This window comes from Noviherbaspirillum sp. L7-7A, assembly GCF_019052805.1.
In the GTDB taxonomy this organism is placed as follows: Bacteria; Pseudomonadota; Gammaproteobacteria; order Burkholderiales; family Burkholderiaceae_D; genus Noviherbaspirillum_A.
The window spans coordinates 15,821-27,939 of the sequence record NZ_JAHQRJ010000001.1; the positions used below are offsets into that span (position 1 = coordinate 15,821).

At 64.4% G+C, this 12,119-nt stretch carries 15 protein-coding genes; 5 read left to right on the plus strand and 10 right to left on the minus strand.

The annotated features are described in order from the left end of the window. Positions 1-35 precede the first annotated feature (35 nt). Positions 36-452, minus strand: coding sequence for a hypothetical protein (locus KTQ42_RS00090; RefSeq protein ID WP_217347041.1), 417 nt, complete (start codon positions 450-452; stop codon positions 36-38). Between the two features lie 260 nt (positions 453-712). On the opposite strand from KTQ42_RS00090, the gene KTQ42_RS00095 reads away from it, so the two are divergent. Next, positions 713-886, plus strand: coding sequence for a CsbD family protein (locus KTQ42_RS00095; RefSeq protein WP_217343644.1), 174 nt, complete (start codon positions 713-715; stop codon positions 884-886). 272 nt (positions 887-1,158) lie between these two features. Further along, positions 1,159-2,058, plus strand: a complete 900-nt coding sequence (locus tag KTQ42_RS00100) for a YihY/virulence factor BrkB family protein (RefSeq protein WP_217343645.1) — start codon at positions 1,159-1,161, stop codon at positions 2,056-2,058. A 39-nt stretch (positions 2,059-2,097) separates the two neighbouring features. Here KTQ42_RS00100 and KTQ42_RS00105 read toward each other — a convergent pair whose 3' ends face one another. The 9 genes from KTQ42_RS00105 to KTQ42_RS00145 form a co-directional block, all read right to left on the minus strand. Beyond that, positions 2,098-2,706: a nucleotidyltransferase family protein gene (locus tag KTQ42_RS00105; protein ID WP_249222590.1), complete on the minus strand. Its 609-nt coding sequence runs from the start codon at positions 2,704-2,706 to the stop codon at positions 2,098-2,100. Positions 2,707-2,774: 68 nt separating this feature from the next. Further along, positions 2,775-3,020, minus strand: coding sequence for a hypothetical protein (locus KTQ42_RS00110; protein ID WP_217347042.1), 246 nt, complete (start codon positions 3,018-3,020; stop codon positions 2,775-2,777). A gap of 166 nt (positions 3,021-3,186) precedes the next feature. Next, the gene (phbB, locus tag KTQ42_RS00115; protein ID WP_217343646.1) at positions 3,187-3,927 is read right to left on the minus strand and encodes an acetoacetyl-CoA reductase; all 741 of its coding nucleotides are present in this window, start codon (positions 3,925-3,927) and stop codon (positions 3,187-3,189) included. A gap of 54 nt (positions 3,928-3,981) precedes the next feature. Next, complete coding sequence (locus KTQ42_RS00120) at positions 3,982-5,157, minus strand: acetyl-CoA C-acetyltransferase (RefSeq protein ID WP_217343647.1); 1,176 nt, start codon at positions 5,155-5,157, stop codon at positions 3,982-3,984. A gap of 196 nt (positions 5,158-5,353) precedes the next feature. Further along, positions 5,354-6,226: a neutral zinc metallopeptidase gene (locus tag KTQ42_RS00125; protein WP_217343648.1), complete on the minus strand. Its 873-nt coding sequence runs from the start codon at positions 6,224-6,226 to the stop codon at positions 5,354-5,356. A gap of 96 nt (positions 6,227-6,322) precedes the next feature. Then, positions 6,323-7,030, minus strand: a complete 708-nt coding sequence (locus tag KTQ42_RS00130; RefSeq protein ID WP_349292104.1) for an amino acid racemase — start codon at positions 7,028-7,030, stop codon at positions 6,323-6,325. Further along, positions 7,027-8,025, minus strand: a complete 999-nt coding sequence (locus tag KTQ42_RS00135) for a D-cysteine desulfhydrase (protein ID WP_217343649.1) — start codon at positions 8,023-8,025, stop codon at positions 7,027-7,029. The genes KTQ42_RS00130 and KTQ42_RS00135 overlap by 4 nt, the downstream gene beginning before the upstream one ends. Before the next feature lie 43 nt (positions 8,026-8,068). Beyond that, positions 8,069-8,704 (minus strand): alpha-ketoglutarate-dependent dioxygenase AlkB, encoded by a 636-nt coding sequence (locus KTQ42_RS00140; protein ID WP_217343650.1) that lies wholly within the window; start codon positions 8,702-8,704, stop codon positions 8,069-8,071. Between the two features lie 18 nt (positions 8,705-8,722). Next, positions 8,723-8,938 carry an RNA-binding S4 domain-containing protein gene (locus KTQ42_RS00145; protein ID WP_217343651.1) on the minus strand — a complete coding sequence of 72 codons (216 nt, stop codon included), beginning with the start codon at positions 8,936-8,938 and terminating at the stop codon, positions 8,723-8,725. 235 nt (positions 8,939-9,173) lie between these two features. On the opposite strand from KTQ42_RS00145, the gene KTQ42_RS00150 reads away from it, so the two are divergent. From KTQ42_RS00150 to KTQ42_RS00160, 3 genes are all read left to right on the plus strand, one after another. Then, positions 9,174-9,569, plus strand: coding sequence for a hypothetical protein (locus KTQ42_RS00150; RefSeq protein WP_217343652.1), 396 nt, complete (start codon positions 9,174-9,176; stop codon positions 9,567-9,569). A gap of 157 nt (positions 9,570-9,726) precedes the next feature. Further along, a complete protein-coding gene (locus KTQ42_RS00155) occupies positions 9,727-11,103 on the plus strand; it encodes an MFS transporter (protein WP_217343653.1) in 1,377 nt (458 codons plus the stop codon). Further along, positions 11,084-12,037, plus strand: coding sequence for an aldo/keto reductase (locus KTQ42_RS00160; protein ID WP_217343654.1), 954 nt, complete (start codon positions 11,084-11,086; stop codon positions 12,035-12,037). Before KTQ42_RS00155 ends, KTQ42_RS00160 begins: the two co-directional genes overlap by 20 nt. Positions 12,038-12,119 lie beyond the last annotated feature (82 nt).

Sequence of the window (12,119 nt, forward strand, 5' to 3'; positions counted from 1 at the left end):
CGCGTTCAGGCCGCGTCATGATCGACGCAGGCGCCTTATTTCGCCTTGCTGTCGCGCTTGGCACGCGTCTGCTTCAACTCCTTGTCCAGCGCCGCGCTCTCGCCCTTGGTGGCCAATGAGCGATTCTGATGGTCTTCGCTGGCATCGGGCTTTTCCGGCGCCTTTTCGATCCTGGTGATGCTGTTGGGATCGACGGAAATCGGGTCGCTGGCGGGAAAGGTCATTTCGACCGCGTCATCAAGCAGGCATTCCTCGGCCTGCTGCTTCTCGCTGGGCTTTTCATTGACAGGCAGCTCGGCGACCGGATCGCTGGCCGGGAACGTGCCCTTCAACGCATGGTCCAGCATTTTCTCGTCATGGGAATCGCTCGCCGGTGTCTTGCCTTCGGCAAGATGCTTGTCATTGTCGACAGCGTTGGTCGTGGTCTCGGCAGCTTTCTTTCGGTTCGGCATGTGTGATCTCCTTGGCTAGTCGCACAATCTTCAGACCCGATGTTAATGAAACCATTCCGGAAACCCTGGCTGGAATGCCGCGATTGTTAATCCTTCACAAGGCCAAGGCCAACTCGCATGGCAGAGTGCGATAACGAACAGAGATGCCGGCGGCTTTGGCTTATTGTCGAGCCATCCAGCCGGCGCCTTGCCAGTGACACCGGCAGCGCGACGGCTGGCGCCGCATGACGGCATTCTTTTCAACAGCAAAGGAGCATGCAATGAATACCGACCAGATCAAGGGTACTGCCAAGGACATCGCCGGCAAGGTGCAGCAAGGCGTCGGCAAGGCCGTGGACAGCAAGGAACAGCAGGCCAAGGGGCTGGAGAAGCAGGTCGAGGGCAAGACCCAGAAGACCGTTGGCGATGCCAAGGAAATCGTCCGGGGCGAGTAATACCCATCTCAATCCATAGCGTGCCGGATGAAACCGATGGGTTTCTTGCCGGGCAACGAGCCAGGCGTCAAAACACCGGTTTCATGGCGCGTCGTGGGTTGAACAGGTATAAGGCTGCATGAAGCCGCTTGCAATGCCCCATGGCAGCCTTGTCCCACAAGAGCAGGGCCGCCATACTGAAAGCGCCTGACAGGAGCCGCTGGCCCGATGCGTTTGGCCAGGCACCATTGCGGATACGTTGTCAGGCGCTCTGACATTCTTTGCGGGCCGGCATGAATATCGTCTCTCCTCAGGCGCAGTATGTTCTTACCCATCCGGGCGCCTTCGCGCTGCAGGCGATCAAGGCGTTTCGCGCCAACCAGGGCCTGCTGCTGGCGGGCGCGGTGGCCTATTACGCGCTGCTTTCCCTGGTGCCGCTGCTGATCCTGATCGTCATTGTCCTGTCCCATCTGATCGACGAGAAAGACCTGCTGGAAACGCTGGGACGCTATCTCGAATGGCTGTTGCCCAGCCAGTCCAATGCCGTCGTCGGCGAGCTTGCCAATTTCATGGCGCATCGCGACGTGGTCGGATGGCTGCTCTTCATTACCATGCTGTTCTTCAGTTCCCTGGCCTTTACCGTGCTGGAAAACGCGATGTCGGTGATCTTCACGCATCGGGTCGCGATCCGGCGCCGGCATTTCCTGGTATCGGCCGTCATGCCGTACTGCTACATCCTTTTTCTTGGCTTCGGCATTCTCATCATCACCCTGGTGTCCGGCGTGTTGCAGGTGGTGGGCGAGGAAAGCGTCAGCTTCCTGGGACGCAGCTGGTCGCTGCATGGCGTGTCCGGCCTTCTGCTGTACATGCTGGGCGTGCTGGGGGAAGTCTTCGTGCTGACCTCGATTTACCTGGTCATGCCGGTGGGCCGGCTGTCATTGACGCATGCGCTGATGGGCGGCGTGACCGCTGCGCTGTTGTGGGAAGTCACGCGCCATGCCCTGCTGTGGTACCTGTCGACCCTGTCGCAGGTGGCGGTGGTGTATGGCTCCCTGACCACCGCGATCGTGGTGCTGCTGAGCCTGGAGCTGGGCGCGACGCTGCTGCTGTTTGGCGGCCAGGTGATCGCGGAATACGAGCGGCTGGAAAGACCGGGCGCGCGGATCGAGCCGACGCCCATGCATACCGATTGAACGGCGTGTGCTCGAACCGCAAGCGCTTCGTTGCCGCGGTCAGTGCAGCAGGTCCTGCGGGCGGTCGATGTCGGAATGGATGCCGGGATCGTTGACCCTCACCAGATGCACCGGCAAGGTCTGCAGCAGCCGGCGCGCGCCTTCGTCGCCGGAGAGTGCCAGCAGTTGCGGCAGATAAAAGCGGCTGAAGCCCACCGGATTGCCCCGTCGGTCATCGTGGCATGGCGCGACGATATCGGCGCCGCCATGCAGGGCATCCAGCAGTGTCCTGATGGTGGACGGCTTCACATAAGGCATGTCCGCCAGCGCGATGATCCAGCCGGGCGCAGCGCTGACCTTGGCGATCGCATGCGCCAGTGACGCGCCCATGCCCTGGCCGGCCTGCTCGCACACCGTTACCTCGCAACCAATCGCCTTGAGCTCGGCCTGCAGTTCCTTGGCGCACGGCCTGACCACTGCCAGCACATGCGGCATGATGGCCAGCAAATTGGCGGCCGAGGTCACGGCGATGCTGCAGCCGTCATCCAGCGGTTGCAGCAGCTTGTTCTGGTGGCCGAGCGGATCGAAGCGCGATCCGTTGCCAGCAGCAAGCAAAATGGCGTAATGGGGTAGTAGGGTATGCGGTAGTGTCATTGCCTGGCTTGTCATGCTTTTCCAGTGATAGCCGCACGCCGCCTTTCAGGCAGCTGCCCGACGCCAATGGATGAAAAGTGCTGCTAGAACAGTTCGTCGACGCCGCTGCGCTGCTCGCGGGCATCTTCCAGCATGCGTCGATCGCGGATGCGCTTTCGGTTAATGGCGGCATGCTGCGCTGCAGTCATGGGGCGCGCCGTCATCAGTTCTTTCAGGCGCGCAGTATTGTTGTAGACGTCCTTCGCCTGCTTTTCCAAAATGAGCCTTTCGTCCGGGTCAGGAGTGGGCACTCGCATCGCAACCAACCCTGGCGGTTCGATGCGAATCAAGAATTATTAATAAAACTTTAAGCCTAAAGCATGCCTCAAATACCGTCGCCCGTCCACAGTCGGCTGGTACGTTGGTTGATTTGCATAAACCTCTGCGAATGCCTGAGCGTAAATAAAAAGGCCGCGCCGGACTCTGCCAGCGCGGCCTCGCAGCGATCAGAGCCGCTCAGTACATGTGCTGGCCGCCGTTGATGGCGATGTTGGCGCCGGTCAGGAAGGCCGCCTCATCCGAAGCCAGGTAAGCCACCAGGCCCGCCACTTCCTCCGGCTTGCCCAGGCGCGCCATCGGAATCTGCGGAATGATCTTGGTGTCGAGCACTTCCTGCGGAATCGCCATCACCATCTTGGTGCCGATATAGCCCGGCGAGATCGTGTTGACCGTCACCCCGCGCCGCGCCACTTCCAGCGCCAGCGCCTTGGTGAAGCCATGCATGCCGGCCTTGGCCGCGGAATAGTTGGTCTGGCCGAACGCGCCCTTCTGGCCGTTGACGGACGAGATGTTGATGATGCGGCCCCAGCCGCGCTCGGTCATGCCATCGCAGACCGGCTTGGTCATGTTGAACACCGAGTCGAGGTTGGTGCGGATCACCGCATCCCATGCCGTCTTGTCCATCTTCTTGAAGGTCATGTCGCGGGTGATGCCGGCATTGTTGACCAGCACATCCACCGGGCCCAGGTCCTTGGTGATCTGGGCGATGCATTGCTGCGCCGAGTCGTAATCCGCCACGTCGCAGGGATAGGCATAGAACTTGTAGCCCTGCTGCTCCATGCTGGACAGCCATTCGGCGGACTTGGTGTTGCCCGGCGAGTAGGTGGTTACCACCTGGTAGCCGAGCGCCGCCATCTTCACGCACACCGCTTCGCCGAGGCCGCCCATGCCGCCTGTAATCAATGCAATCCTAGCCATGTCTGCTCCTGTCTTTTTTAATGACAAACCAAAAAGTTGGCGTTGCCGCCAGTCTCAGCGTTCGACCGCCAGCGCCACGCCCATGCCGCCGCCGATGCACAGGCTGGCCAGGCCACGCTTGGCATCGCGCCTGACCATTTCATGCAGCAGCGACACCAGGATGCGGCAGCCGGAAGCGCCGATCGGATGGCCCAGCGCGATCGCGCCGCCATTGACGTTGATCTTGCTGGTGTCCCAGCCCATCTGGCGATTCACCGCGATGGCTTGGGCGGCAAAGGCTTCGTTGATTTCCATCAGGTCCAGGTCCTCATGGGTCCAGCCGGCCTTCTGCAGGCATAGCTTGGTGGCCGACACCGGGCCCATGCCCATGATGCTGGGATCGAGGCCGGCCGAGGAATAAGCCTTGATCCGTGCCAGCGGCGTCAGGCCAAGCTGCTCCGCGCGCTTTGCCGACATCATCATCACCGCGGCGGCGCCATCGTTCAGGCCGGAGGCATTGCCGGCAGTGACGGTGCCTTCCTTGTTGAAAGCGGGGCGCAGCGCGGCCAGCGATTCCAGCGTGGTGCCATGCTTGGGATACTCGTCGGTGTCGAAGGTGATCGCGCCTTTCTTCTGCGGGATCTGCAGCGGCACGATCTCGTCCTTGAAGCGGCCGGCTTTCTGCGCGGCTTCGGCCTTGTTCTGCGAACCCATCGCGAACTCGTCCTGGTCCTGGCGCGAGACTTCGTACTTCTTCGCAACGTTCTCGGCGGTTACGCCCATGTGGTACTGGTTATAGACGTCCCACAGGCCGTCGACGATCATGGTGTCGACCAGCTTGGCATCGCCCATGCGGAAGCCGTCGCGGGAATTGTTGAGCACATGCGGCGATGCGCTCATGTTTTCCTGGCCGCCGGCAATGATGATGTCGGCGTCGCCGCAGCGGATCGCCTGGGTCGCCAGATGGGTTGCCTTCAGGCCGCTGCCGCAGACCTTGTTGATGGTAAAGCCGGGGATGGCGTCGGGAAGGCCGGCCTTGATGACAGCCTGGCGGGCCGGGTTCTGGCCCACGCCGGCGGTAAGCACCTGGCCCATGATCACTTCGCTGATGGCAGCGGGGTCCACGCCGGTCTGCTCGAGCAGCGCCTTGATGACGCTGGCGCCCATGTCGGCCGCGGGAATCTTGGATAGCGTGCCGCCGAATTTGCCGACCGCTGTTCTCAATGCTGCAACAATAACGACATCGTCCATATCTGTCTCCATGAGGTACCGCAAAAGAAACCGTCATGCTGAGGATGACGGTTGCAAATATGATATCCGTACTGATACAGCTGGTGTGCAGATTTTTTCGATGATCGGTTGATGTAGGTAAAGCGCTGCCTATTGCTCTACTGCTAGCAAATGGTTAATGGCAGCATGCTGGGCCGCAATGCGATGCTGATGAAATTCAAAGCGTACGCGCTTCGAAGGTATTGCAGGCACTGACCTGGCCGCTTTCCAGCCCGCGCCTGAACCAGCGCACCCGCTGCGCCGAACTGCCATGGGTAAAGGAGTCGGGGACCACATAACCCTGCGCCTGCTTCTGCAGGGCATCGTCGCCGATGGCGGTGGCGGCGTTAAGGGCTGATTCGACATCGCCGCTTTCAAGGATGCTGCGCGCCTTGTCGGCATTCTTGGCCCATACGCCGGCGAAGCAGTCGGCCTGCAGCTCGACCCGCACCGACAGCGCATTGGCCTGGGTCTGCGATGCATTGCGGCGCAGCTGGTCGACCTTGTCCATGATGCCCATCAGGTTCTGCACATGATGGCCGACCTCATGCGCGATCACATAGGCCTGCGCGAATTCGCCCTTGACGCCGAAGCGCTGCTGCATGGTCCGGTAGAAGGAAAGGTCGATATAGATCTTGCGGTCGCCGGGGCAGTAGAAGGGGCCGGATGCGGTCTGGCCGGTGCCGCAGGCGGTCTGGGTGCGGCCAGTGAAGAGCACCAGGCGCGGCTTTGCATAGGTCTGCCCGGCCTTCTGGAAGATTGTGGTCCAGGTGTCTTCGGTATCGGCCAGCACGGTGGAGACGAAACGGGCTTCCCGGTCGTCCGCCGGCGGCGCCTTGGCCGGGCCTTGCGCAACTTCCGGGCCGGGGCCGGCGCCGTTGAGCACATTGATCACCGTGCCCGGGCTGACGCCGAAAAAGTAGGAGGCCACCAGCGCGATCACGACGGTGCCGATGCCGACCGAGGCGCCACCAACGCCAAAACCGCCACCCCCGCCGCCGCCGCGGCGGTCTTCCACATTCTCGCTTTCGCGATTGCCTTCCCATTTCATGATGTGTCTCCGGTAAGGCCGGCCATGAGGCCAGCTATGGCGGCAGTGTAGTCGGGCAAGCGCGATCGGACTGTACGGCACGCCACACAGCACTGATTACGCGGCCTGTTCATGCCAATGCGCAATGCAGGCCTGCGCCAGCGCCAGCGTCGGGTCGATGCAGACCGGCAGCAGCGCAGAATGAATGCGCTCCAGGCCAACCGGCACTTCGGTGCAGGCCAGCACCAGCCTGGCGGCGCCCGCCGCCACCAGCGCTTCGCCGATGCTCTCCAGCAGGCGGCCGCCGGCATCCAGCTCGCCGCGCTTGACCGCGTAGCAGCCCGGAACGAAGAGGGACGCCATCTGCGCCTCGTCAGGCGTGATGCAGGCGATGCCGGCCGGCTCCAGCAAGTCCTGGTACAGCCGGGCCTGCAACGTGCCGTGGGTGGCGATCAGGCCGACCGGGCCGTTGCCCTGCATGCCGCTGCGCAGCGCCTCCAGCGTGACCTGGGCGATATGCAGGATGGGCGCTGCGCTCTGCGTCTGCAGCGCGTCATACCAGTGATGGGCCGTGTTGCAGGCGATCGCAATGCAGGTGGCGCCGGCCCGGTTCAGATGCTCGATGCCTTCCAGCATCGCCGGCAACGGCGACGGTCCGTCGCCGGCCAGCGCGCGCTGCCGGTCCGGCACCTGGGGCACGTTCCAGGCGACCACCGGCACATGGTCCTGGTCGCGCGTGGCAGGCGTGTTGGCGATGATCTTGGCCATCAGGTCCACCGTCGCCAGCGGGCCCATGCCGCCCAGGATGCCTATCCTGCGGCTCACGGCGCAAACACCTCGCGGTAGCCAAACAGGCCGACCGAGCCGCCGGTATGGACGAAGACGATGTTCTCTTCCTTGCGGAAATGGCCGCGGCGGATCAGGTCGATCAGGCCGGCCATGCCCTTGCCCGAATACACCGGGTCGAGCAGGATGCCTTCCATCTGCGCCATCAGCTGCACCGCTTCGATCATGCCTGGCGTCGGCATGCCATAACCTGCGCCGACATAGTCGCAGTTGGCCTGCACGGTGTCACGGGCAAGCTGGCCGGGCAGGCCGAGATGGTTCCAGGTGGCCTGCGCCAGCGCATGCACATTGGCTTCCTGCTTGTCGCGCGGCGCACGCACGCCTATGCCCAGCACGGGTATGCCGCTGTTCATGCCCTGCAGGCCCACCACCAGGCCGGCCTGGGTGCCGCAGCTGCCGGTGGCATGCACCACATGGTCGATGCGCAACTGCCGCTCGTTGGCCTGCATCAGCAATTCCTGCGCGCAGACCACATAGCCCAGCGCGCCGATCGCATTGGAGCCGCCGCCGGGAATCAGGTAGGGCTTGTCGCCCTGCTGGCGCAGCCGTTCGCCCACGGCCACCAGTTCATTGTTCATGTCCAGGCCTGCATCGCGGGATTCCAGCGTGCAGTTGAAGATGCGGTCGAGCAGCACATTGCCGTTGTTGTAGTACTCGGGCGCGCCGTCGGCGACGCGCTTTTCCAGGAGGGCGGTGCACTTCAAGCCGAACTTGGCCGCCGCCGCCGCGGTCTGGCGCACATGGTTGGACTGGGTGGCGCCCTGGGTCACGAGGTGGGTCGCGCCCTGTGCCAGCGCATCGCCAACCAGGAACTCGAGCTTGCGGGTCTTGTTGCCGCCGCTGGCCAGGCCAGTGCAGTCGTCGCGCTTGATGTAGATGGTGGGGCCGCCCAGATGCTGCGACAGGCGGGTTAGGGGTTCGAGCGGCGTCGGCGCGTGGGACAGGATGACGCGCGGAAAGCGGGACAGATGCATGAGGTAGGAACCTTTCGAAAAGGAATGATCGCGGCCGGCTATTTTAATCACGGCGCGCGGATTGCGCGATCTGGCGGAAGGTGAGGTTGATGCGCGGCCCCTTGCCGCGCCGCTCCTTCGGGATCGCATGCTGCCAGTTGCGCTGGGTGGCGCCGGCCATCAGCAGCAGGCTGCCGTCGGTAAGGGCCATGCTGACCGGCGCATGCCTGCGCTCGCGGTGCCGCAGGCGAAAGCTGCGCGTTTCGCCCAGGCTGAGGGAAGCAATCACCGGCATGCGCCCCAGCTCGCGTTCATCGTCGCTATGCCAGCCAACGCCATCATGCTGGTTGCGGTAGAGATTGAGCAGCACGCTGTTGTAGCGGTGGCCAGTGGCTTCCTCGATATCGCGACGCAGGCGCGACAGCAGCGGCGTCCAGGGGCAGGTGGCCAGGGTGATGTCGGAGTAGGTGTAGTCGGTGCCCGGATCGCCATGCCATGAGGTCAGGCGCGGCTGGTCATGGACCTTGCCCCAGACCTCAATGCGCTCCTGCCGCCACGGGGTCTGTTCCAGCAGGTCCGCCAGCAGCGCGGCGCATTCATCGGGCGGGTAGAAGCCGTGCATGAAACGCAGGTCGGCATCGGGAATTGCCAGCGGTTCCGGCTGGCGCGAGGCGCCGAACAGATCGTTGATGACAGCCATGGCCGCTGGCTGCCCGCGTCAGCCTGTGACCCGGATCGTGACGCCGGCCAGGGTCACGACCTGGCCGGCGCGTACCTTGCAGGTCTTGCGCAGCTCGGTCTTGCCGTCGACCTTCACATCGCCGCTGGCGACGATCATCTTGCCGGCGCCGCCGCTGTCGCACAGGCCGCTTAACTTGAGGAGCTGATTGAGCTCGACGTATTCGCCTTCGAGGCGGAAGTCTATGGTTTGCATCGGTGGATTATAAGCCCGGGCCGGACAGCGATGGCGAGGCGTTGGCAGCGTTTGCGCAGTGCCGGCACGATGCCGGCGCGGTCATTTCGCAAGTGTTCGGTATCGCACCGACATCCCCGGCACAACTGCGTATCGTCCGTCCTCAAGGTGAACGCATTGACGCGTTTGTATTTTTCGGATCAGCACGCCGCGCACCGCTGCGGCATTCCGTAACCAACATAAGGAAATCCCACTGATGAAGAACGTACGCAACCTGATTCTCGCCGCCGCCATGATGGCCTGTTCCGCTTCCGTACTGGCGCAAGCCAACCAGGCGCCCAACCCGGCTGGCCCGCCGACCGCTGGCACCGGCGCAACCACCACGCCTACCCGCGGCACCGGCACCTCCCTGTCCAACCCCAATGCAGTCAATGCGACAGCGGTCCAGAGCTCGGGCCAGTCCAATGACCCGTATGTGCAGAAGCGCCAGTCCGACTCCGAAGCCAAGGCCGAGTACAAGGAGCGCAAGAAGGAAGCCAAGCGCCAGGCCAAGATGGAAAAGCGCGAAGCCAAGGCTGACCTGAAGGCCGAGAAGCGCGCCTCCACCGCCGAGCGCAATGACGCGCTGGCACCGGCCGCCACCGTCAGGTAAGGCAGTGCAGCGCGGGCGCTTGCCCGCATTCCATTCGATGTAGCCGGGCCGCCGCCTGCCGCAGCAATCGCTGCGGCAGGCGGCGGCCTTTTGTCTTTCGCCGGTCAGACGCAAGCGGCATGGCGCCTGCCTGCAGCAGCACTGCGCCGCCGGTATCATGCATGCCATGCCCGCCGTACAGCCACCCGACCGTCATGCTTCTGCAATGCCGCTGCGCCTGTTGCGCCGGCTGGTGGAAGTGCGGCCCGGCGAGGCCGGCGCGCTGCTGGCGGGCTTTGGCTATTTCTTCTGCCTGCTCTGCGGCTACTACCTGCTGCGGCCGCTGCGCGATGCGCTCGGCCTCGTTGGCGGTCCGGGCCAGCTGCAATGGCTCTTTACCGCGACCTTCATCGTGATGCTGCTGCTGGTGCCCGTGTTCGGCCTGCTGGCGCAGCGCTGGCCGCCGCGCCGCTTCGTCGCCGTCATCTACCGGTTCTTCGCATTGAACATCCTCGGCTTCGGCGCGCTGTTTGCCGCAGGCGTAGAGGAGCTGGCAGCGGCGCGGGTGTTCTTCGTCTGGATCAGCGTCTACAACCTGTTCGTGGTCAGCATCTTCTGGAGCGTGCTGGCCGAGCATTTCAGCAGCGAGCAGGGAAGGCGGCTGTTTGGCTTCATTGCCGCCGGCGGCACGGCCGGCGCATTGGCCGGGCCAGCCCTGGCCGCGCTGTTGTCCGGCATGGGCGTGGCCTGGCTGGCGGTGCTTGCCGCGCTGTTGCTGGAACTGGCGCTGCAGTGCTGCCAATGGCTGCAACGCATGGCGCCGGGCAGCGCGCAGGCAACGCTGCGCCGGCAGCCGCTGGGCGGCCAGGTGATGGCAGGCGCCAGACTGGTATGGCGCGAACCTTACCTGCGCGGCATCGTGGGCTATCTGCTGCTGCACAGTTTCGCGTCGACCTTTCTGTATTTCGAGCAGGGCCGCATCGTTGCGGCCAGCCTGGCCGATACGGCCGCCCGCACCCGGCTGTTCGCCACTGCCGACCTGGCGGTGTCATGCCTGTCGCTGCTGCTGCAGGTGGCGGTCACCGGCAGGCTGCTGCGCCGCTTTGGCGTGGTGGCTGGCCTGCTGCTGTTGCCGGCGGCGGGCATGGCGGCCTTTGCAGCCATCGCCATGTGGCCGACGCTGGCGGTGCTGGTGGCGGCGCAGAGCCTGCGCCGTGCGGTTGACTATGCCCTGTCGCGGCCAGCGCGCGAAGTGCTGTTCACCGTGCTGACCCGGGAAGCGAAGTACAAGGCCAAGAGCGTGATCGAGACCGTTGTCTACCGCGGCGGCGACGCGCTCAGCGGCTGGCTTGCGGCCATGGCCGCCTCGACCGGGATCGGATTCGGCGGCGTGGCGCTGCTCTGGCTGGCGCCCAGCGCCGGCTGGGCCGTGCTGTCGGCATGGCTGGCGCGCCGGCAGGAACGACTGGCAGCGGCCGGCATCGAACAGGCAACCATCCAACCGGGCGCGGCGATGCCCGCCATCAGGAGCGCAGATGAAAAACCGACCCCATGAACCCGGCATGAGCCGTGCCCGCTTTCTGCGCCTGGCGGCGGGCGCCACCGCAGCGCTGGCCATAGGCCCACTGCCAGCCCGCGCCGCGCCAACCAGAAAGGAAGACAGCATGCAGACCCGCCCCATTCCATCCAGCGGCGAGCGGCTGGGCATCATCGGCTGCGGCACCTGGCAAACCTTCGATGTCGGCAGCGCCGAGGCGGACCGGCAGCGGCTGGCCGAGGTGCTGCAGATCCTGTTCGATGCCGGTGGCTCGGTGGTCGACAGCTCGCCCATGTACGGCCGCTCGGAAGCCGTCACCGGAGACCTGCTGAGCCGGCTGCATGCGCATGAGCGGGCCTTCGTTGCGACCAAGGTCTGGACCCGTGGCGGCGAGGCCGGCGTGCGCCAGATGGAGGAGTCGATGCGCCTGCTGCAGCATTCGCGCATCGAGCTGATGCAGATCCATAACCTTCTGGACTGGCGCACCCATCTGAAAACCCTGCGCGCATGGAAGGAGGCGGGCCGCATCAAGTACCTGGGCATCACCCATTACACCGTCAGCGCCTTCGACGAGCTGGAAGCCATCATGCGCGCCGAAAAGCTCGATTTCGTGCAGCTGAACTATTCGCTGGACGATCGCGCCGCCGAGGCCAGGCTGTTGCCGCTGGCGGCGGAACGCGGCATCGCGGTGCTGGTCAACCAGCCGTTTGGCGGCGGCGGCCTGCTGCGCTCGCTGGCCGGCGCACCGCTGCCGGCATGGGCAGCCGAAATCGGTTGCACCAGCTGGGCGCAGGTGCTGCTGAAGTATGTAGTCAGCCATCCGGCCGTGACCTGCGCCATCCCCGGCACCAGCCGGCCGCAGCACATGCGCGAGAATGTCGCCGCCGGCATGGGCGTGATGCCGGACGAGGCGATGCGGCGGCGCATGGTGGCCGACTGGCCCAGGCGCTGAGGCCGGGCCGGCCCGAAGCGCTATGCGCGGGCAGTTGGTTCATGCCATCATGCCGTGCCTTGAAAAACTACAAGCACAACAA

Bases quoted from the DNA above. Each gene is read 5' to 3' on its own strand.
- KTQ42_RS00150 (WP_217343652.1), top strand. From the start codon at position 9,174: ATGAAGAACGTACGCAACCTGATTCTCGCCGCCGCCATGATGGCCTGT.
- phbB (WP_217343646.1), bottom strand. From the start codon at position 3,927: ATGGCTAGGATTGCATTGATTACAGGCGGCATGGGCGGCCTCGGCGAA.
- KTQ42_RS00100 (WP_217343645.1), top strand. From the start codon at position 1,159: ATGAATATCGTCTCTCCTCAGGCGCAGTATGTTCTTACCCATCCGGGC.
- KTQ42_RS00125 (WP_217343648.1), bottom strand. From the start codon at position 6,226: ATGAAATGGGAAGGCAATCGCGAAAGCGAGAATGTGGAAGACCGCCGC.
- KTQ42_RS00155 (WP_217343653.1), top strand. From the start codon at position 9,727: ATGCATGCCATGCCCGCCGTACAGCCACCCGACCGTCATGCTTCTGCA.
- KTQ42_RS00135 (WP_217343649.1), bottom strand. From the start codon at position 8,025: ATGCATCTGTCCCGCTTTCCGCGCGTCATCCTGTCCCACGCGCCGACG.
- KTQ42_RS00095 (WP_217343644.1), top strand. From the start codon at position 713: ATGAATACCGACCAGATCAAGGGTACTGCCAAGGACATCGCCGGCAAG.
- KTQ42_RS00090 (WP_217347041.1), bottom strand. From the start codon at position 452: ATGCCGAACCGAAAGAAAGCTGCCGAGACCACGACCAACGCTGTCGAC.
- KTQ42_RS00120 (WP_217343647.1), bottom strand. From the start codon at position 5,157: ATGGACGATGTCGTTATTGTTGCAGCATTGAGAACAGCGGTCGGCAAA.
- KTQ42_RS00145 (WP_217343651.1), bottom strand. From the start codon at position 8,938: ATGCAAACCATAGACTTCCGCCTCGAAGGCGAATACGTCGAGCTCAAT.
- KTQ42_RS00105 (WP_249222590.1), bottom strand. From the start codon at position 2,706: ATGACAAGCCAGGCAATGACACTACCGCATACCCTACTACCCCATTAC.
- KTQ42_RS00140 (WP_217343650.1), bottom strand. From the start codon at position 8,704: ATGGCTGTCATCAACGATCTGTTCGGCGCCTCGCGCCAGCCGGAACCG.
- KTQ42_RS00160 (WP_217343654.1), top strand. From the start codon at position 11,084: ATGAAAAACCGACCCCATGAACCCGGCATGAGCCGTGCCCGCTTTCTG.